Below are 19,015 nucleotides of genomic sequence, written 5' to 3' on the forward strand. Positions count from 1 at the left end.
TGCCTACGGGCGTGGGATTCAGTTCCGGCAGAGCCCTGAGGTTCTGCCACCCCGAAGCCTGCCAAAGCGTCCTGACTCATCCCTGACACGCCGCTGACACCCCTCGGCGGGGTCACGCAGCCACGGGCCCCGCTTCGGCTGCGGCGGTTCGCATCCGCGCCCGCCCACCCCCCGCCGCAGGCCCCTGCCCGAACGGGCCTAGCCTGGACGCATGTTCGTACTTGAGCTGAGCTACACCGCCCCGCTGGAGCAGATCGACGCCGCGCTGGCGCAGCACATCGCATGGCTGGAGACGCACTACGCGGCGGGCACCTTCCTCGCCTCCGGGCGCAAGGTGCCGCGCGAGGGCGGGGTGATCCTGGCGGCCGGGGAGGACCGGGCCGCGATCGAGGCACTGGTGGCCACCGACCCGTTCGTGGTCGCCGGACTGTGCGCGTACCGGGTCACCGAGTTCCTGGCGACCACCACCGCGCCCGTCCTGGACGCCTACCGCCAGCGGCTGCCAGGCTGAACCCGGGGGGCCTGCGCCGGGAGACGTCGTGCCGCCGCGCCCCGCAGCGCCGTGTGCGGTTCGGGGCACCGTCGCGTTCTGGCTACGATCGGTGAGCACGGGCACGGAAGCGGACCGGACACAAGTCGGAAGTGGCGGGAGAAGACGGATGGCACACGCACGGGCAGGGCAGCCGGCGCAGGCCGGTGACCTGGTGGACGTGGCGCGGCTGGTGACGGCCTACTACGCGCTGCACCCGGACCCGCAGGAGCCCGGGCAGCGGGTGGCGTTCGGGACCTCGGGGCACCGGGGCTCGTCGCTGGACGCGGCGTTCAACGAGGACCACATCGCCGCGACCACGCAGGCGATCTGCGAGTACCGCGCCGAACAGGGCGTCGCCGGGCCGCTGTTCCTGGGCGCGGACACCCACGCCCTGTCCGAACCGGCGAAGGTCACCGCCCTGGAGGTGCTGGCCGCCAACGGCGTGCACGTGCTGATCGACGCCGCCGACGGCTACACCCCCACCCCGGCGGTCTCGCACGCGATCCTCGCCCACAACCGGCGCAGCCCCCGCGCGCTGGCCGACGGCATCGTCGTCACCCCCTCGCACAACCCGCCGCGCGACGGCGGCTTCAAGTACAACCCGCCCAGCGGCGGCCCGGCCGGCTCACAGGCCACCGGGTGGATCCAGGACCGCGCCAACGAGCTGATCCGCGAGGGCCTGCGCGGCATCAGGAGGGTCCCGTACGCGCGGGCGCTGGCCGCGGCCACCACCGCCCGCCACGACTACCTCACCGCCTACGTCGAGGACCTGCCCTCCGTCCTGGACCTGGACGCGGTGCGCGCGGCGGGCCTGCGCATCGGCGCGGACCCGCTGGGCGGCGCGTCGGTGGACTACTGGGCGCGCATCGCCGACACCCACCGCCTGGACCTGACGGTCGTCAACCCGCTGACCGACCCGACCTGGCGGTTCATGACCCTGGACTGGGACGGCAGGATCCGCATGGACTGCTCCTCGCCGTTCGCGATGGCCTCCCTCATCACCCGCCGCGCCGACTACGCCATCGCCACCGGCAACGACGCCGACGCCGACCGGCACGGCATCGTCACCCCCGACGGCGGGCTGATGAACCCCAACCACTACCTCGCGGTGGCCGTCGACTACCTCTACCGCCACCGCGCCGACTGGCCCGCCGACGCCGGCGTCGGCAAGACCCTGGTCTCCTCCTCGATGCTCGACCGCGTCGCCGCCGACCTGGGCCGCACCCTGGTCGAGGTCCCGGTCGGCTTCAAGTGGTTCGTCGACGGCCTGCTGGAGGGCTCGATCGGTTTCGGCGGCGAGGAGAGCGCCGGCGCCTCCTTCCTGCGCCGCGACGGCGGGGTGTGGACCACCGACAAGGACGGCATCCTGCTGGCCCTGCTCGCCTCCGAGATCACCGCCGTCACCGGCGCCACCCCCAGCGCCCGCTACCGCGAACTGACCGAGCGCCACGGCGCCCCCGCCTACGCCCGCGTCGACGCCCCCGCCGACCGCGAGCAGAAGGCCCGCCTGGCCCGCCTGTCCCCCGAGCGGGTCGGCGCCGGCGAACTCGCCGGCGAGAAGATCACCGCCGTCCTCGCCGACGCCCCCGGCAACGGCGCCCCGATCGGCGGCATCAAGGTCTGCACCGACAACGCCTGGTTCGCCGCCCGCCCCTCCGGCACCGAGGACGTCTACAAGATCTACGCCGAGTCCTTCCACGGCCCCGACCACCTCACCCGCGTCCAGGACGAGGCCCGCGCCCTGGTCAACGAGGTCCTCGGCGGCTGAACCCGCCCGCCGGTACGGCCGCACCCCCGCGGCCGTACCGGCACCCGCGCCCGCACCCCCGCGGCCGTACCGGCACCCGCCCGCCGGTCGCGTAGGGTCCCTACGGCCGCCGGCACACCGGCGCCGCAGCACGAACGGGAGGGAACGGACCGTGCCGATCAGAGGCGTGCTCTTCGACGTCGACGACACCTTGTTCGACTACTCGGGCTCGGAGGAAGCCGGCATCCTCGCCCACCTGCGGGACCTGCGCCTGCTGGACCGCTTCCCCGCGCCCGCCGCGGCGGTGGCACTGTGGCGGGCCGTCATGGAGGAGCAGTACGCGCGCTTCCTGGCCGGTGAGCTGACCTTCGCCGGCCAGCAGCACGAACGCACCCGCCGGTTCCTCACCCGCCTCGGCGACGACGGCGCCCGGCACCTGCCGGACGAGCGGGCCGCCGCCTGGTTCGCCGGGTACACCGCCCACCGCGACACGGCCCGGGCCGCCTTCCCCGACGCCGCGCCCGTCCTGGCCACCCTCGCGCCCTCCCACCGGCTCGGGATCGTCTCCAACTCCTCCACCGCCCACCAGCGCCGCAAACTCGAAGCCGTCGGCCTGCTGGGCCACTTCACCGACGCGGTGCTGGTCTGCTCCGACGAACACGGCGAGGCCAAACCCGCCCCGGGCATCTTCCTGGCCGGCTGCGCACGCCTGGCCCTGGCCCCGCACGAAGTCGCCTACGTCGGGGACAAGTACGACGTCGACGCGCTCGGCGCCCGCGACGCGGGCCTGCGCGCCTTCTGGCTCGACCGCTCCGGCACCGGCGCCCCGGCCGGCGAGGGCATCGGCGTCCTGCACTCCCTCACGGACCTGCCCGCCGCCCTGGAAGCCGCCACGGACGGGGCCTGAGACCGGGCGCCGAGCCGGACGCCGAGCCGGGTGTCAGACGGTAGGCGTGGGCGTCGGGGTGGCGCCGAGCATCTCGCGGCAGCCGTCCGTCAGACCGGTCACGGTGACCGGGACCGTCGCGTGCCGCGCCCAGTCCTCCCGGGACAGGCGCAGCCGCACGGACTCCACGACCCGGCCGTCCAGGACGTCGCGCTCGATGCCGTCGTCGCGGTAGCCGAGCCTGCGGGACACCGCGAGGGAGGGCGCGTTGTCGGTGAAGGACAGCGACGTGGCCCACTGCCCGCCCAGTTCGGCGAACAGCAGGTGCAGCATCGCCGCGCGCATCTCGGTGCCGAAGCCCGCGCCCTGGTGCTCCAGGCCGACCCAGGAGCCCGAGACGACCTCGCGGCGCACGCCGAACTCCTCGGCCCGCACGTCCTGGACGCCCACCGGGCGTCCCTCGTGGAAGGCGACCAGGTTCAGCGCCCAGTCCCGCGGTGTCCAGCGGCCCAGCCGCCGCCAGTGCATCCGCAGCACGTGCCGGGCGCGTTCGGCGGGCGGCAACTCGCCCCAGGGGGACAGGAAGGGGCGCGTGTGCGGCGGGTGGATGCCGCGGGCGGCGAGGTCGGCCACCTGGGCCGGTTCGTCCCCGGTGGGCAGCCGCAGCTCCAGGCGGGGCGAGGTCACGCGCAGCCCGAACAGGGGCCAGTGGTCGATGAGCATCGGGCCAGTGTGCCGGTGTGCCACCCCCGGCGCACCGGGGTTTCCCGCCGGCATGCCGACCCCTGCTCACCCCGGGGCGGTGCCGTTCCGGGAACGCCGCCGCCTGCCCCCGGCCCCCCTACCGGCCCCGCCCGGCCCCCCTACCGGCCCCCGGCTACCGGGTGGCGATCGCCCCGGCGTAGACGTTGTCCGGGGTGACGATCTGCGTGATCGCCCGGGCCAGCAGCGTCGACGGCTCCTGGCCCTGGACCGTGGAGTCGGTGTTGATCTCGACGACCAGCGTGGCCCGCTGCGCCGGCAGGTAGACCGTCACCGTCTCGTAGCCCGGGATCGAGCCGTTGTGCCCGATCCACCCGCCCGTCTCCAGGATGCCCAGCCCGTACGTCGTGTCCGGGAACCCGGTCGGCAGCGTGGTCAGCCGCTGCGCCTGGGTGTGGGGGCTGAGCAGCCGCCCGGTGGCGACGCTCTCCGCCCAGTGGCGCAGGTCCTGCAGGTCGGAGATCATCGCCCCGGCCGCCCAGGCCCAGCTGGGGTTCCAGTCGGTGGCGTCCGCGGTGGCGCCGCTGAGCGTCTGGTCGGTGTAGCCGCGCGGGTGCGGCGCGGGGAACTCGGGGCCGTGGGGGAGCAGGGTGTGCTGCAGGCGCGAGGGGCGCAGCACCCGCTCGTCCAGCACCTCGGCGAGCGGGCGGCCGGTGACCTTCTCGACCACCAGGCCCAGCAGCACGAGGTTGGTGTTGGAGTACTGGAACGTCGTGCCCGGCTCGGACGTGTTGTCGTGCCGGAAGGCGTAGGCGAGGTCCTGCCGGGGGGTGAAGGAGCGTTGGGGGTCGCTGAGCAGGTCGTGGACGAAGCCGGGGTCGGCGGTGTACGGGAACAGGCCGCTGCGCATCTCGGCGAGCTGGCGCAGGGTGATGCAGTCGCCGTCGGGCACGCCGTCGACGTAGGCGGAGATGGGGTCGTCCAGGCCGATGCGGTGCTCGTCGACGAGCTGGAGCAGGGCGGTGACGGTGAAGGTCTTGGTCTCGCTGCCGATGCGCACGAAGTCGTCGGTGCGCATCGGGGCGCCGGTGGCGGTGTCGGCGACGCCGGTGGCGCGGACGTAGCAGCCCCGGCCGGGCATCCAGAGGCCGACGATGACGCCGGGGATGGCGGCCTGGCGGCGGACGTCCGCGATGGCGGTGTCCAGGCGGGCGGTCAGTCGGGGGTCGAGGCCGTCGGGCGGGCAGTCGTCCCCGTTGTCGTGGGTGTCGAAGCGGTGGTTGCCGGCGGGGTGGCCGGCGGCGCCGGCGGGGGCCGCGGTGATCGGGGCCAGGACGGCGGCCGCGGCCAGGGTGGCGGCGAGGAGTCTGCGGTGGTGGGTGCGTCGCACGTGCGGGGGCCTCTCGGGTGGTGGGAGGTCGGACGCACGGCAGCATCACCGGCGCGGCCCCCGGGCACGCCCGGGTCGCGGGCGCGGGGCGCAGAGTCCACCCGTTCGGGGGCGGACCGGGCCCGCGGCCCGGTCGGGGCGGGGGCCGCCGGTCCGGGGTGAGGGGGTGTCACTCCTCGAACCACACGACCAGGCGGACGTCGCCGGTGCCGTGGACCTCGGCGAGGGCGCCCATGACGGTCCACACCGGCCGCCAGGAGCCATCGGCGGGCACGGCGTCGCGGCGCCGTGCGCGTTCGGCCCGGAACACGGTGGTGCCGACGTCCCACTCGGTGCCCTCGGCCCACAGGTCGCCGATGCGGTCCGGGCCGACGCCGCGGGTGTCGACACCGCTGGCCCGGGCGAACCCCCGGCTCCAGTCGTCCCGGTGGCGCAGGGTCAGGGTGCCGTCCGGGTGGCGGCGGTAGCGGGCGATGGTGGTCGCGCGGGGCAGCGCCGGTTCGTCCCAGTCGACGGCCAGGACCTCGGTCCAGTCGAGCCAGGTGGCGCCGAACGCGGCCGCGCCCCAGGAGGCGTGTGCGGCACGGGCGCGCGCCGACACGTCGGCGGGCAGTCCCCGCCCGGCGCCGACCGGCCGCCAGTGCCCGCTGACGTCCCGCACGCCGAAGAGGCAGGCGAAGGCCGGGTAGTCGCGGGTGACGCCGAGCAGGGACAGCTCGACGGCGCAGGTCCAGGCCTTCGCCCCGGTCGCGTCCCAGGTACGGCACTCCACGAATCCCCGGATGTCGGTTCCCATGGGGGTGATTGTGCCCGGCCCCGTCCGCCGCACCTGCACCGGGCGCTGCCCCCGGGCTGCCCTTTCGGACCTCGCGGGACACGGGAGCGCCCCTCTAGGCTCGGGGCGACGGGGCCCGCGACGGGGCCGGGCGGGCGGTGGTGCGGGAGGGGTGGGGGAGCGTGCGCAGGACCGTGGCAGACCGGGCGCCGGCGCCCGGGGCGGCGTCGCCCCGGCGCGCCCAGCCGGCGGCCGAGCGGCCCGCCGGCGGGAGGGCGCGGCCCGCCGAACTCGCCTCCCTGCAACGGGCGGTGGGCAACGCGGCGGTGACCCGCCGGCTGCAGCGCCAGAGCGACCCGGCCGTCCGGCAGGAGGCGCGGCGCGACGCCGCCGATCCGACCGGGCACGGCGAGTGGGACGCGTTCCGCCAGGCGATGGCCCGGGCGGGCTTCCCCGACGCCGTCACCGACGTCGCCTGGCAGCTCGTCCTCGGCGGCATCGCCGAACAGGGCCGGCTCAACGACGAGGCCATGGCGACCTTCACCGCACGCCAGGACCAGCGCGACCACCGCGCCTCGAACAGCTGGTACCAGGAACTGGTGAAGGTCGTCGGCGACTACCTGGAGATCGACACCCCCACACTGGCCCTGTGGTCCGGCGGCCGGGAGGTCAGCGACTACGCCCGCGGCAAGGGCCACACCCCGCTGGAGGCCACCCCCTTCGGCGGCGTGGTCGACAAACTCGTCCTCACCCCGGACTGGCTGCTCAAGACGCCGATGTGGAACGTCCTGTCCAAGGCCTTCGTGAGCCGCGCCCGCGGCCCCGTCCACATCTTCCTGCGGGCCTACGACCCCGACAGCGTCCTCATCGCGCAGGAGGTCCCGCAGCTGCGCGTGGTCATGGCGCTCGACCCGGCGGTGCGCCTGGTCTGGCACCCGGTGTACGCGGCCCCCGACGGGAAACTGATGGAGGTCACCGACCGCCTCGGCCTGGCCGCCGACGCCTCCTACCCCACCCGGGACCGGTGCGTGCAGGTCCTCTACGACTACCTGCGGCTCGTCCACGACCCGGCCAACCCGCACTCGCGGCGCGCCCACGCCGAGATGGGCACCCGCCTGGCCGCCAACGGCAACCCCCAGTAGCGGCCGGGCCGCATGCCGCCGGCCCCGCGGTGCGGGGGGCTGTGCCGCGGGGGCCCTGTGGTGCGGGGCCCTGCGGTGCGCGCGCCGTCAGTTCCCCGCGGTGGCGGCGGTGACCTCGCGCACGGCGTCGGCGACGGCGCGGAAGTCCTTCTTCAGGATCGTGCCGTGGTTGCTCGCCACCTTCGCGCTGATCTCGATGGCCGGGTTGCGGGCGGCCACCGCCGTCAGGCTCGCCCGGATGCGTTCCTGCTCGTCGCCGCGGCTGCCCAGGGACGCCCCGGAGGCGACCACGTACCGGGTCGGGACGCTGATGGCGTCCAGCACGGGCGCCAGTTCGCGTTCGCGGGCGACCCGGCCCAGCTCGATGTTGCACCGCGCCAGCTCGTCGGCGTTCATCCGCGGGGCCAGGCCGGTGGGGCGCAGCAGCGGCAGGAACCAGCCCCACTGGCGGAACTGCTTGCGGATGCGCTGCTCCATGGCGTCGTCGAGCCAGTCGTGGGGCTGGGCGCCGTCGACCAGGACGGCGCCCAGGGCGCGCCGGGGGTTGCGGGAGGCCCAGTGGGCGGCGACGAACGCCCCGTAGGACCAGCCGACCACCAGGGCCCGCTCCACGCCCCGGGCGGCGAGGACGGCGTCGACGTCGCGGACGGCGGCCTCGAAGGAGTAGTCGGCCGAGCGGTGGGACTTGCGGCCGCGGGCGCGCTCGTCGTAGGTGATGTGCCGGTAGCCGTGGCCGAGTTCGGCGGTGACGCGCCGCCAGTGGCCCTGGGTGGCGAACTGGCCGTTGAGGTAGACCACCGGGGTGCCGGGGCCGCCGGTGTCGGTGACGGCGAGGGCGGTGTCGTCGACGGGGACCATGCCGCTCCAGGCGGACGGCTGGACGTCGGTGCTCATGGGGTGCCTTCCTGCGTGCGGGGGAGTGGGGGAGTGGGGGTGTCCGGGTCCGTGGGTCAGAGGCTGCGGGCGGTGATGTCGCCGTGGGAGGTGGTGGCGCGGATGTCGAGGGTGGGGGTGCCGTCGTTGCGCAGGGAGTTGTGGGTGCGGCCGTGGGCGGTGCCGGCGTCGAGGGTGGCCGAGACGCCGGTGGCGGCGCCGACGGTGATGTTCCCGGCCCGGGTGGTGAGGGTGAGGGTGCCGTGGTGGGCTTCGGTGACGTGGATGTCGCCGCGGGCGGTGGTGAGGTCGGCGGTGCCGGTGAGGCGGCCGATCCCGATGTCGCCGTCGGTGGCGGTGAGGTGCACGTTCGCGGCTTCGTCGATCTTGGTGTGGCGGTAGGCGCCGTCGAAGGCGAGGTCGCCGAGGCGGCCGACGACGCGCAGTTCGCAGGCGGCGGCGCGGCCCTCGACGCGGGAGCCGGCGGGCAGTCGGACGGTGACCTCGACGGAGCCGGCGCCGAGCAGGGCCTTGCCGTTCTCGGGGGCCTGGATCCGCAGGACGCCGTCGGCGTGGGTGACGGTGGTCTGCTCGGCGCTGCGCACGTCGCGGTTCTTGGCGGGGTCGGCGGGGCGGATCTCGACGACGGTGTCGGTGCGGTCGGCGGCGATCAGCCGGACGCGCCCGGCGGGGATGTCGAGGACGGCGGTGATCGGCGCGGCGGTGGCGAAGGTCTGCATGGTGTTCTCCGGTGCTCGGTCGTTCTTTCTGATGACGGAAACGCTACGTTGCCTTTCTGAAGCTGACAACGTGGACGTTGCGTCAAATCCCTATCTCTGCAGGTAAAGCGCCGAAAAGTGTTGCAACTGGCGTGCGGATAACGCAACGACTCCGACTTCGTTCATTGCAATGGTGAAGAGTGAACGCTCCGGCGGGATCCGGGGCCGCCGCCGGGCGGCCCGCCCGCGGCCGGCACCGAGACACGGATGAAACGCTCTTTACCGGACCCTGACGTGTTCGAGGGGAGGACGAAACCCACTCCTGACGTGACCCTGACGTGAGGCTCCTACGGTGCGACACATGCCACCCACACACGGTCTGACCCGCACCCGCACCCGAGCCCGCACCCGAGCCGCCCTGACGGCGGTTCTGACGGGAGCTCTGACAGGGGCCCTGACGGTCGTCGCGGCGGCGGCCGGCCCGGCGTCGGCCGCGTCGGCCGGGGCCGCCGCACCGGACACGGCCACGGCGGCCGCGAGCCGGGTGATCGTCCATCCGGAAGCGGTCACGGCCGCGCAGCAGCAGGCCGTCCTGGACTACTGGACCCCCGCGCGGATCGCCGCCCTGACCACGCCGTCCTCCGGCGCCGCGCCCAGGAGCGGCCCCGACGGCGCCCCGTGGACCGGCGCCGACACCCTGAGCAGGACGGTGGGCAGACTCTTCTTCACCAACCACGGTGAGGACGAGAGCTGCACCGCGACCGTCGTGAACAGCGCCAACCGCAGCACCGTCGTCACGGCGGCGCACTGCGTCAACAGCCCCGACCTCCTGGGCGACAACAACGAGTGGCTGTCGAACGAGATGTTCGTGCCGGGCTACCACGACGGCCTCGCGCCCTACGGCGCGTTCGTCGCCCGCGCCGGGGTCGCCGACGCCACCTGGCTCCTCAACGACGAGCAGAACGCCCTGGCGTACGACGCGTACGACCAGGCTTTCCTGGTCCTGAACACCGACGCCGCGGGCCGGCGCGTCCAGGACGCCGTCGGCGCCGCCCAGCGCATCGGCTTCGACCGCCCGGGCGGCGCGGTGGTCCACGAGTTCGGCTACCCGCGCGAGGCCTCCGGCGATCCCGCCCGCGCGGGCCTGCCCGAATACACCGGGGCCAGGCTCGCCCACTGCACGGGGACCGCCCGTGAGAACCCCGGCACCACGGAGCACCCGGAGCCCCGCGGCCAGTGGGGCGCCCCCTGCGTGATGGGCGGCGGCTCCAGCGGAGGCCCCCGCATCGCCGACCTCGACCCGTCCTCCGGGATCGGCACCGTGGTCGGCGACGACACCCAGGGCGCCTTCCTCGACGCCTCCGGCCGGGCCTGCCCCCGCGGCGACACCGCCTGCACCCGGCACCTGGTCGGCCCGCAGTTCACCTCCGCGATCACCAAGCCGCTGTACCGGGCCGCCGAACACGCCTGAAGCACCGGCCCCGCCCACCGATCCTGCCGACGAACCGTCAAGCACACCGCACCCGACCGAGAACGGTGACCATGCCCGCCACACACCGCACCCTCCCCCGCAAGCTCGCCGCCGCGGGAGCCCTCCTGCTGACCGCGGCCACCGTCGCCGCGCTGGCGCCGGCCACGGCCCTCGCCGCGGAGCAGGACTCCGTCACCACCCACTCCGGCGCCACCACCGCACCGGAACGCAGCCGGATCGACACCTACTGGACCCCCACCCGGATGAAGCTGGCCGGCGCCGTGGTCCCCGAGATCACCCCCGTGCCCGCGGACGACGACACGCCCGACGACCCGCGCCCGCTCCCTGCGAACACCCCGGACCCCGGAGCCGTCTGGACGCACGGCGGAGCGGCGGACCGGAACATCGGCCGGCTCTTCTTCACCTTCTCCGACGGCTACGACGGCAGCTGCACCGCGACGGTCGTCACCAGCGCGAACCGCAGCACCCTCGTCACGGCCGCGCACTGCCTCAGGGGCGTCGGCGCCCCCGCCGCCGACGACACGTGGCGCCACAACCTGTACTTCGTGCCCGGCTACCGCAACGGCACGAAACCGCTCGGCGGCTTCAGCATCAGGACCATGGCCACTTCCTCCCGCTGGGACGCCGCCCCGGGCACGACCACCTCCGACGCCGTCGCCGTCGCCGGCCACGACGCGGCCGTGCTCGTGGCCAACCCCTCCGCCGAGGGGCGGCGGATCGCGGACGTCACGGGAAGCCAGCGGATCGCGTTCACCGAGCCCGCCGAGGGCGAGTTCATCCACACCTTCGGGTACCCGAAGGACCGGCTCAACAACGCCGCCGCCCTCTACGCCGGCTCACGCATGATCCACTGCGCCGGACCGGCCCGGCCCGGCCCCCAGGCCCCCCTGCTGTGGGGCGAGCCCTGCACCATGGGCCACGGGGCGAGCGGCGGCCCCCACCTCGCCCGGTTCGACCCCCGCACCGGCATCGGCACCGTCGTCGGCGTCACCACCACCACCGACGAACTCGTGGGAGGCCCGGCCGGCACGCTCTACGCCACCCGCCTGGGGGACAGCGCCCGCCGCCTCTACGACTGGGCGCAGACCCGGGTGGTCTGACCCCGGCCCGGCCCGGCCCGGCCCCCGGCCCGGCCCCCGGCCCGGCCCCCGGCCTCCTGGCCTGGCCTCCGGACCGGCCTCCTGACCCGGCCTCCTGACCCGGCCTCCTGAGAAGCTGTTGTCCTTTCCGAGAGTGATGGGTGCGTTTCCGCTGGTCAGGAATAGGTTTGGTGTTTCGGCGGCAGGGATGGCGTGTTGTGTCGTCTCTTCGTTTGGAGGTGCCGGGTGCCGTCGGTGATGGGGTTGTTGGAGGAGCGGGAGCGCGCCGCTCGGCAGCGGGTGGAGGCCCTGCTGGTCGAGCCAGCGGAGGCGGAGGCCGTGTGGGAGGGGTTCGTGATCGCCCGCGCGACGGTGGCCGAGGTCTTGGCGGAACCTTGTGGGGGCAAGGCGGTGCCGCCGGTCGTGGTGGCCGGTGAGCGGCCGGCGCGGGTTGCGGCAGCGGTGCCCGGTTTCGTGGTGCCGCAGTGGCGGGAAGGGCTCGACGTCGGTGTGCTGGCGCCGGACTACCAGAGGCTCATGGGCGCTCTGGCCGGTGGGGACGGGTCTTGCAGGGAGGCGATGGACTGTCGCCAACTCGCGGCGGAACTCCTCGGTCCTGCCGTGGCTGCCCTCGGTTACGGCCTCAGCCTCTCCCCGGGCGCGGCCCGCAGGCTGTCGCAGCGGTCCTGCGGTGATGACCTTCGCGCCGGCGACGGACACCTCGGCTGAGATGACGCCGAGGCGGTTCGCCCTGTACCCGCCGTCCCGGTGAGCACGGGGCGGCCGGCACCTGGACGATCCAGGGCGGCACCGGCGGCTACAACGGCACCGGCGGCGCCGCCCCCGGGACTTACGACCTCGGAGCGGGCTCGGGCATCGTCGGCGGCACCACCACCGGCACCGTCATCAACGTCACCGGAGGCTTCGGCGTCGGCGGTTCTCGAGCGGCTTGCCTTACCGGCGACGCTCAATGATGACGTGCCGTGGCGAGCCGTTGGCTGCCACCAACTCCCAGAGCACGTCGATCTGATCCAAGGCGCCGCCGCGGCCGAGCAGTTTCACGTCCGGGCGTTGGCGGGGGTCGACTACCGATCCGGTTCGGTGTCTCGTCGGCGTGTCCACAACAATGGCTCGGAAGTGACCTTGCCAACCCTGATGCTCCTGTGACTTTCTGGATTCAAGAGACAACCGCTTGTAGTCGGCGTTCGGTGAACGGTGAAGGGATGACGATGAGCACTGCCCTCGCGGCAGCCACAGGTGGCGAGAACTCCGCCCCTCCGATCAGCACGGTCGCGGGGACCGGGGTAGCGGGGTTCAAAGGAGACAACGAGCCTGCCGTTTCGGCTCAGTTGAACCGCCCGTACGGGATCGCGGTGGACAGCGCCGGCACCCTCTACTTCTCCGACTACAACAACCACCGGGTCCGGAAGGTCACGACTGACGGGAAGATCAGCACGGTGGCGGGAACCGGGACCGCGGGATTCAGCGGGGACAACGGCCCTGCCGTCTCGGCCCAGCTGAACTACCCGCGTGGGGTGGCGGTGGACAGCGCAGGTGCCGTCTACATCACCGATACCAACAACCACCGGATCCGGAAGATCACGGCCGACGGGAAGATCGGCACGGTCGCCGGCACGGGCACCGCGGGCTTCGGCGGCGACGGCGGCCCCGCCACCGCCGCCCCCTTGAACCTCCCGTTGGGGGTGGCGGTGGACGGCGCCGGCGTCCTCTATATCCCCGAGTACCACAACAACCGGGTCCGGAAGGTCACGACTGACGGGAAGATCAGCACGGTCGCGGGAACCGGGACCGCGGGATTCGGGGGAGACGGCGGTCCAGCGGTTGCGGCCCAGCTGAACCACCCGCACGCAGTGGTGGTGGACAGCGCAGGCGTCCTCTACATTGCCGATGCCGACAACCACCGGATCCGGAAGATCACGGCCGACGGGAAGATCGGCACGGTCGCCGGCACGGGCACCGCGGGCTTCGGCGGCGACGGCGGCCCGGCGTCCTCGGCAAAGCTGAACCTCCCCGTGGGAATGGTGGTGGACAGCACCGGCACCCTCTACATCGCCGATTACGGCAACCACCGGGTCCGGAAGGTCACGGCCGACGGGAAGATCGGCACGGTCGCCGGCACGGGCGCCGCGGGCTTCGGCGGCGACGGCGGCCCGGCCGCTTCGGCCCAGCTGAACTACCCGATCGGGCTCGCTGTGGACTGCGTCGACACCCTCTACATCGCCGACCACGCCAACAACCGGGTTCGTAAGATCGCGTCGGTGAGGATGGCCGGGAGGCCCGAGTCGGGCACGGTGGTCTCCTGGGCCAACGTCCGCAGCAGGTTGCGGATGGGGGTCGTGCGTGAGTCCACCAAGGACGGGGCCGAGGTTCACCAGTCCCTCGCCGTCCCCAGGGATCACCAGCGGTGGCGGCTGGTCGCGGCGGGCCAGGACAACGGCGACGTCCTGTACAGGATCGAGAACGTGCGCAGCGGCAAAGCCCTGGAGGTCGTCGGAGCACAGGAGGCGGCCGGGGCGGTGGTCGCGCAGCGCACCTACGAGGGCGGTGACGCACGCCACCAGCAGTGGCGGCTGATCCCGGTGGGCTCCGTGACCGACACCCCGCGGGTGTACGAGATCGCGAACCGGAACAGCGGTCTGCTCCTGCGAGTCGACACCAACGCCTGTGCGGCGATCAAGCAGGACGGGGCGGAGGGCGACCGCCAAGGTCGGCAGTGGCAGCTGCTCCCCGTGTGACGCACGAGGGGTCCACGGAAACGCCTTCCCGGGCAATGGAGCCCGTCATAACTTCGATTGTCGGAACGCGCGCAGATGCCTGTTTTCATTTCACCGAGCGCGGTTCGACCAGATCAGCCGAGGACGGGGAATGCCTTCCAACGCGTACAACCTGGAACGGGCCAAGCGCCAGCCGCTGACGAAGAAGAACCTGCGGGAGCTCAACATCGAGCAGACCTGGCAGTCCATCCTGGACCACCCCAACCTGGTCTACGTCGACGACTACGGCGTGCGGCACAAGCCCGTCGGGTTCTCCGTGAACAAGTCGAGCTTCGGCGCTTTCCCCGGCTCCGCGTTCCAACTGGGCTGGCTCGCCTACATGAACCTCGGGGAGCCGCTGATCGAGGAGCGGCGCAACATCGACCAGCCCCCGCCCGACACGTTCTCCTCGCGCGCCTACGTCAACCGCAGCCAGACGTCCCCGATGACCTTCACCGACTCGGTCGATTTCACCGTGTCGAACGGGGTCACGTGGTCGCTCCAGGGGAATGCCCAGCTCACCTTCGGCGGCAGCGTCAGCGCGCAGCTCCAGCTGCAGCTGCAGAACCAGCTCAAGATGGACCTCCAGACGCAGCTTCAGACGCAGCTCCAGAACGAGATGTCGAACAAGAACGCGAACACCGTGACCAACAAGAACAGCAAGGACAACATCGGGGTCGACAACGCCAACGCCACCGAAACGGCCACGAGGAACGCGGCGACGAACTCCGCGGCGAACTCGGTGACGAACTCGGTGGCGTTCACGACCCAGGGCAGCGCCACCGGCACCGCGACGCTCAACGCCCAGTTGGCGCTGGGCATCACGGCCTCCGTCGGCGGCTCCCTGACCACCAGCTGGGCCTCCAAATCGCAGATCTCCGGCCAGGTCCCGCCGGATTCCCGCGTGGAGACCATCGTCACGCAGCGGCGTACCCGTAAGCAGTACACGTACGAGATCCCGGTGACCTTCTCCGGATTGATCGCGGTGAAGTACGACGTCCCGGTGGCAGTCCTGTCTCCCCCGCAGCCCGGGAACTACCCCGGCCTCGACCAGTTGGTCGCCCGTGACATCGGCGACATCGACCTGGCGGGCGGCGGCTTCCGCATGAAGGGATTGGCCGAGGTCGTCTCCGCCCTGGAGGTCCACCACACGATGTTCGACGGCGAGAGTCTGACCGACAGCCAACGAGCGCTGCACAAGCAGCCTTGACCGGGCGGGCGGCGCCGCCACGACGACGACCAGGGGTGACGACCATGGTGTTCGACAACATCTTCGACTTCGCGAGCAAGGGCGCGGGGCTCTTCTCGGTGACCACCGACAGCGCCAAGCCGCAGCCGGGTGCGGGCGTCGACTTCGAGGACGCCGACGACGACACATACGACGACACGAGCACGAGCCTGTTCAACAACGCGATCCACGGGGCCTCCTCCCGCGCGAAGGTCGTGCAGGAGCAGTCGCCCGAAGCGCGGGCGATCCTGGGCTTCCTCGGCTCCTTCATCCAGACCACCCAGGCATCGGCCGGTGCGCAGGCCCAGTACGCCCGGAATCCCAGCTCGGTGTCCACGGCGGCGTCCGCCGGCATGCAGGAGTCGAGTGCGACGGTGACGGAGCACAGCGGCCTCCAGAAAGACGAGGACCTGGAGAACAAGCCGAAGAAGAGCGATTACACCAAGACTCCCAAGGCCCCGGAGGCCCCCAAGGCGGAGGCCCCGAAGGCACCCAAGGCGACCGCCGAGGACCCGTCTGGTTCCAACTGACGCACGGGTTCCGAGAGGTCAGGGGCGAGGCCGTCCCTCATCACGTTCGATCGAGTGACTAGGGTTCGGCGGCTGCTCAACTCGCCGGATTCGGCGGTAGCTTGAGGCACTGCCGATCACTCGGTCGATGACTTTCCGACAGTCCTTCCTGCGAGCGCTGTGGCCTCGAACATTGCCGTGGATGACGGTATGTGTTTCGGCCAGCGTTTTCTGAGTATTTTCGATCGAGGGCGGTTGGGCTTGCGGTAATTCCGCGCGATAGTCCACTGCGTTGAGCGCCCGATGCTTTGTTCTCCACATCCAGAACAGGTGAGGTTACCGCGATGTACACCCAAGAACGCACGGCAATGGCGAATTTGGTGGTCGGCGGCCCGGTGGCGGTGAACAGCTACGACAACGCCATCGTGGCTGCGCTGGTCGAGAACCGGCCGGTCATGCTCGTCCACGCCTTCAACGGCGGCTACCTGCGGCCCGTCGAGCTGAAGGAGGACAGTCACGACAAGGGGGTCAAACTGTCCACCGCGCTCGACCCCGCCACCAAGGACGCGCAGGGCCACCTCTGGCACATCACCCCCGCCGGCTTCTTCGGGCAGCGACCGCTGTACTTCATCGAGAGCGCCGCGGGCCAGGTGTCGCCCAAACCCTCCGGTGCGGGCCAAGCCGACGCCGGCCGCGGCGACGATGGCGTGCCGAAGCCGCAGCGCAGGCGCATCACCGTCCACCAGGAGGCTCCCAAGAGCACGGCCGACACCGTCCAGGTCGGCCTCCCCGACAAGGTCGGCAATATGTGGCGCGGGAAGAACGGCGCGCCCGAGGACACGCAGCTCTGGGTCGTCACGGTGACGCCGTGGGGCGGGATCACGTTCGTGCCGATCACCCATCCCGACGCCATCCTCGGGTTCAAGGATTACGCGGTGACGGCCGACAGCGAGGTGCGTCTCACCTACAACTGGGGCGGGGACTTCACCGGGACGGTCATCAACACGTTCTATCCGCGGCTGCCCAGCGAGTGGAACGTGCCGTATCACCACGTCTTCACGTGATCTGCGGCCACCGCCGCACCGTACCCGTCCCGAGTCAACGCCCGCGCCGCCTGGAAGAGGCACCACGATGCCCGTGCCCATGGAAGAACTGAAGCTGGAGATCGTCAACGCCGCCACGGGGAAGACCCTCGGCGCCAGGGCCGCGCCGGGCGCGGACGGGGCGCTCGTCGTCCGCGACTTCCCCGATGGCGGCCCGAGCCCGGAGCAGTGGCAGCTCACTCCGGTGCAGGCCGCGCAGGACGAACGAGCATATGTGCTCCGCAACGCGGTCAGCGGCAAGGTGCTCGACAACCCCGCCGCCGCGGACCGCGGCGTCCGCCAGTGGGACGCCGCCGCCGGTAAGAAGGGCCAGCAGTGGCACGTCGTCCCCGTGGAGGGCGAAGCGGGCCTCTACTTCATCGAGGGCGCGGCCGACGGCGTCGTTCTCGACCTCGCCGACCCTGGAGCGGACGACACCCGGGTCGTCCTGCGTGAGTACGACGACAGCGCTAAGAGCCAGCGGTGGCGGTTCGTCCCGGCCGAGCCCGAGCGCATCAGCGACCCCGTGCTGCGCTGGGCACCACTGAGTCACTGGAACGGCCGCCGGTCCTGGCGGCTGGCCCGCTCGGCCGCGCTGCGGCCGGCACCCGACGCGACGCCCTCCTTCAGCGACATGCTGCTGGTCCTCGAGCGGTTCGGGAGCGATCAGGACGCCGGCGGGTGGAAGAGCGTCGGAGCCAACCGCGCTCCCAGCGGGCAACCAGGCTGGTGGGCCGGGGTCGGTGCGCGGTTCCTCGCCGACACCACGGGGGCAGGGCGCGCGGACATCGTAGGGCTCAAACCCGCGAAGGGGGCTGTGACGTCGTCCAGCAGGGGCGACGGCACGTTCGACGACGAGCGCGTCCTGCACCAGCCGGCGCCGTCCCCGAGTCCCGCGGACCTGTGGACCCTCGTGGACACGACGGGCGACGGCAGGCCCGACGTCGTCGTGCTCTGCGCCGACGGTGTCCGAGTGTCCCTGCAAGACAAGGGCGGGACGTTCACGCCCGCAGGCGGCAAGCTGGTCCTCCAGGCGTTCGGACACAGCCAGCAGGCCGGCGGGTGGCTTGCCGACAAGCACCCCCGCTTCCTCGCCGACACCACCGGTGACGGCAGGCTCGACATCGTCGGCTGCCACGACGACGGCGTCCGGGTGTCACTCCAGGACGAGGAAGGAAAGTTCGCACCACTCGCCGACAAACCGGTCCTCCGGGCGTTCGGCCACGGCGAGAAGGCGGGCGGGTGGCTTGCCGACAAGCACCCCCGCTTCCTCGCCGACACCACCGGTGACGGCAGGCTCGACATCGTCGGCTGCCACGACGACGGCGTCTGGGTGTCACTCCAGGACGAGGACGGGACATTCGCCGACCCTCTGTACGTCCTCGACGACTTCGGGGCCGACCAGGGGTGGAGCTCGGTCGAGGAGCACCCCCGGGTCCTGGTCAGGACCACCGGCGGCGGAGCACTGGACATCGTTGGGTTCGGCCCGCAGGGCGTCGTCGTCTCACGCGGGCGCGGCGACGGCACGTTCGAGCCCTCCAAGCTCGTCCTGAACGACTTCGGGCTCGCCCAGGGGTGGACCGGCAGGAAGCACCTCCGGTTCCTCGCCGACGTCACCGGTGACGGGCGCGTCGACATCGTCGGCTTCGGCGACGAGGGAGTCTGGGTGTCGCACAGCCGCGGCGACAGCCGGTTCGAGCAGGCCCAGCTGGTGTGCCGCGGGTTCGGGTACAACGAGGACGCAGGCGCCTGGCGGGTCGACCGCCACCCCCGCTTCCTCGCCGACGTCACCGGTGACGGGCGCGTCGACATCGTCGGCTTCGGCGGCCCGGGCGTGTACGTAGCCCGAAACCTCTTCCGCCGCTTCAGGACCCGATAACCCTCGAAGGACCTCCGCAGCCGCAGCACGGCGACTCGCCGTCGGCGTGCCGGAACGGCGCAGCCCTCGGAACTGTCGTTCGATCCGCAGTCTCCTTGATCGGTACGACAAAGGCTTCTGACCTGGCCTCCTGACCCGGCCCTCGTCGGGGGCCCGGCCCGCCCGGGTCCTCCTCGTCCCCCGTGCCGCAGGCGGCCGCCTGCGGC

At 72.5% G+C, this 19,015-nt stretch carries 17 protein-coding genes; 12 read left to right on the forward strand and 5 right to left on the reverse strand.

Annotated features, from left to right (window positions below; genetic code table 11):
* Window positions 1-211 precede the first annotated feature (211 nt).
* The 3 genes from AB0D10_RS33610 to AB0D10_RS33620 all read left to right on the forward strand — a co-directional run bounded on the left by AB0D10_RS33610 (window position 212) and on the right by AB0D10_RS33620 (window position 3,186).
* Window positions 212-511 (forward strand): YciI family protein, encoded by a 300-nt coding sequence (locus AB0D10_RS33610; protein ID WP_360262761.1) that lies wholly within the window; start codon window positions 212-214, stop codon window positions 509-511.
* 148 nt (window positions 512-659) lie between these two features.
* The gene (gene pgm, locus AB0D10_RS33615) at window positions 660-2,300 is read left to right on the forward strand and encodes a phosphoglucomutase (alpha-D-glucose-1,6-bisphosphate-dependent) (protein WP_360262762.1); all 1,641 of its coding nucleotides are present in this window, start codon (window positions 660-662) and stop codon (window positions 2,298-2,300) included.
* A 151-nt stretch (window positions 2,301-2,451) separates the two neighbouring features.
* Window positions 2,452-3,186, forward strand: a complete 735-nt coding sequence (locus tag AB0D10_RS33620) for an HAD family hydrolase (protein WP_360262763.1) — start codon at window positions 2,452-2,454, stop codon at window positions 3,184-3,186.
* Window positions 3,187-3,219: 33 nt separating this feature from the next.
* Here AB0D10_RS33620 and AB0D10_RS33625 read toward each other — a convergent pair whose 3' ends face one another.
* The 3 genes from AB0D10_RS33625 to AB0D10_RS33635 form a co-directional block, all read right to left on the reverse strand.
* Entirely contained in the window at window positions 3,220-3,888 is a 669-nt protein-coding gene (locus tag AB0D10_RS33625; RefSeq protein WP_360262764.1) for a GNAT family protein, read from the reverse strand.
* A gap of 154 nt (window positions 3,889-4,042) precedes the next feature.
* Window positions 4,043-5,257 carry a serine hydrolase domain-containing protein gene (locus AB0D10_RS33630; RefSeq protein WP_360262765.1) on the reverse strand — a complete coding sequence of 405 codons (1,215 nt, stop codon included), beginning with the start codon at window positions 5,255-5,257 and terminating at the stop codon, window positions 4,043-4,045.
* A 169-nt stretch (window positions 5,258-5,426) separates the two neighbouring features.
* Entirely contained in the window at window positions 5,427-6,053 is a 627-nt protein-coding gene (locus AB0D10_RS33635) for a hypothetical protein (RefSeq protein ID WP_360262766.1), read from the reverse strand.
* Window positions 6,054-6,214: 161 nt separating this feature from the next.
* Here AB0D10_RS33635 and AB0D10_RS33640 point away from each other — a divergent pair, with 161 nt between their 5' ends.
* Window positions 6,215-7,174: a hypothetical protein gene (locus AB0D10_RS33640; protein WP_360262767.1), complete on the forward strand. Its 960-nt coding sequence runs from the start codon at window positions 6,215-6,217 to the stop codon at window positions 7,172-7,174.
* Window positions 7,175-7,261: 87 nt separating this feature from the next.
* Here AB0D10_RS33640 and AB0D10_RS33645 read toward each other — a convergent pair whose 3' ends face one another.
* Both AB0D10_RS33645 and AB0D10_RS33650 read right to left on the reverse strand, forming a co-directional pair.
* Window positions 7,262-8,068: an alpha/beta hydrolase gene (locus AB0D10_RS33645; protein WP_360262768.1), complete on the reverse strand. Its 807-nt coding sequence runs from the start codon at window positions 8,066-8,068 to the stop codon at window positions 7,262-7,264.
* A 56-nt stretch (window positions 8,069-8,124) separates the two neighbouring features.
* The gene (locus AB0D10_RS33650) at window positions 8,125-8,787 is read right to left on the reverse strand and encodes a DUF4097 family beta strand repeat-containing protein (RefSeq protein ID WP_360262769.1); all 663 of its coding nucleotides are present in this window, start codon (window positions 8,785-8,787) and stop codon (window positions 8,125-8,127) included.
* A 340-nt stretch (window positions 8,788-9,127) separates the two neighbouring features.
* On the opposite strand from AB0D10_RS33650, the gene AB0D10_RS33655 reads away from it, so the two are divergent.
* The 8 genes from AB0D10_RS33655 to AB0D10_RS33690 all read left to right on the forward strand — a co-directional run bounded on the left by AB0D10_RS33655 (window position 9,128) and on the right by AB0D10_RS33690 (window position 18,809).
* Window positions 9,128-10,237 carry a hypothetical protein gene (locus AB0D10_RS33655; protein WP_360262770.1) on the forward strand — a complete coding sequence of 370 codons (1,110 nt, stop codon included), beginning with the start codon at window positions 9,128-9,130 and terminating at the stop codon, window positions 10,235-10,237.
* Window positions 10,238-10,308: 71 nt separating this feature from the next.
* Window positions 10,309-11,358, forward strand: a complete 1,050-nt coding sequence (locus tag AB0D10_RS33660; protein ID WP_360262771.1) for a hypothetical protein — start codon at window positions 10,309-10,311, stop codon at window positions 11,356-11,358.
* Window positions 11,359-11,583: 225 nt separating this feature from the next.
* Window positions 11,584-12,066 carry a hypothetical protein gene (locus AB0D10_RS33665; RefSeq protein WP_360262772.1) on the forward strand — a complete coding sequence of 161 codons (483 nt, stop codon included), beginning with the start codon at window positions 11,584-11,586 and terminating at the stop codon, window positions 12,064-12,066.
* A 500-nt stretch (window positions 12,067-12,566) separates the two neighbouring features.
* On the forward strand, window positions 12,567-14,093 hold the full coding sequence (locus tag AB0D10_RS33670) for an RICIN domain-containing protein (protein ID WP_360262785.1): 1,527 nt from the start codon (window positions 12,567-12,569) through the stop codon (window positions 14,091-14,093).
* Between the two features lie 130 nt (window positions 14,094-14,223).
* On the forward strand, window positions 14,224-15,321 hold the full coding sequence (locus AB0D10_RS33675; protein ID WP_360262774.1) for a hypothetical protein: 1,098 nt from the start codon (window positions 14,224-14,226) through the stop codon (window positions 15,319-15,321).
* A gap of 44 nt (window positions 15,322-15,365) precedes the next feature.
* A complete protein-coding gene (locus AB0D10_RS33680; RefSeq protein ID WP_360262775.1) occupies window positions 15,366-15,869 on the forward strand; it encodes a hypothetical protein in 504 nt (167 codons plus the stop codon).
* A gap of 323 nt (window positions 15,870-16,192) precedes the next feature.
* Window positions 16,193-16,912 (forward strand): hypothetical protein, encoded by a 720-nt coding sequence (locus AB0D10_RS33685; RefSeq protein ID WP_360262777.1) that lies wholly within the window; start codon window positions 16,193-16,195, stop codon window positions 16,910-16,912.
* A gap of 67 nt (window positions 16,913-16,979) precedes the next feature.
* Window positions 16,980-18,809 carry an FG-GAP-like repeat-containing protein gene (locus AB0D10_RS33690; protein WP_360262779.1) on the forward strand — a complete coding sequence of 610 codons (1,830 nt, stop codon included), beginning with the start codon at window positions 16,980-16,982 and terminating at the stop codon, window positions 18,807-18,809.
* Window positions 18,810-19,015: the final 206 nt, after the last annotated feature.

Origin of the sequence: Kitasatospora sp. NPDC048545 (assembly GCF_040651155.1) — a bacterium.
Classification (GTDB): domain Bacteria; phylum Actinomycetota; class Actinomycetes; order Streptomycetales; family Streptomycetaceae; genus Kitasatospora.

What these genes read in the sequence shown, in the direction of transcription:
- AB0D10_RS33610 (WP_360262761.1), top strand. Translation starts at nt 212, where the DNA reads ATGTTCGTACTTGAGCTGAGCTACACCGCCCCGCTGGAGCAGATCGAC.
- pgm (WP_360262762.1), top strand. Translation starts at nt 660, where the DNA reads ATGGCACACGCACGGGCAGGGCAGCCGGCGCAGGCCGGTGACCTGGTG.
- AB0D10_RS33625 (WP_360262764.1), bottom strand. Translation starts at nt 3,888, where the DNA reads ATGCTCATCGACCACTGGCCCCTGTTCGGGCTGCGCGTGACCTCGCCC.
- AB0D10_RS33635 (WP_360262766.1), bottom strand. Translation starts at nt 6,053, where the DNA reads ATGGGAACCGACATCCGGGGATTCGTGGAGTGCCGTACCTGGGACGCG.
- AB0D10_RS33645 (WP_360262768.1), bottom strand. Translation starts at nt 8,068, where the DNA reads ATGAGCACCGACGTCCAGCCGTCCGCCTGGAGCGGCATGGTCCCCGTC.
- AB0D10_RS33650 (WP_360262769.1), bottom strand. Translation starts at nt 8,787, where the DNA reads ATGCAGACCTTCGCCACCGCCGCGCCGATCACCGCCGTCCTCGACATC.
- AB0D10_RS33655 (WP_360262770.1), top strand. Translation starts at nt 9,128, where the DNA reads ATGCCACCCACACACGGTCTGACCCGCACCCGCACCCGAGCCCGCACC.
- AB0D10_RS33660 (WP_360262771.1), top strand. Translation starts at nt 10,309, where the DNA reads ATGCCCGCCACACACCGCACCCTCCCCCGCAAGCTCGCCGCCGCGGGA.
- AB0D10_RS33670 (WP_360262785.1), top strand. Translation starts at nt 12,567, where the DNA reads ATGAGCACTGCCCTCGCGGCAGCCACAGGTGGCGAGAACTCCGCCCCT.
- AB0D10_RS33675 (WP_360262774.1), top strand. Translation starts at nt 14,224, where the DNA reads ATGCCTTCCAACGCGTACAACCTGGAACGGGCCAAGCGCCAGCCGCTG.
- AB0D10_RS33680 (WP_360262775.1), top strand. Translation starts at nt 15,366, where the DNA reads ATGGTGTTCGACAACATCTTCGACTTCGCGAGCAAGGGCGCGGGGCTC.
- AB0D10_RS33685 (WP_360262777.1), top strand. Translation starts at nt 16,193, where the DNA reads ATGTACACCCAAGAACGCACGGCAATGGCGAATTTGGTGGTCGGCGGC.
- AB0D10_RS33690 (WP_360262779.1), top strand. Translation starts at nt 16,980, where the DNA reads ATGCCCGTGCCCATGGAAGAACTGAAGCTGGAGATCGTCAACGCCGCC.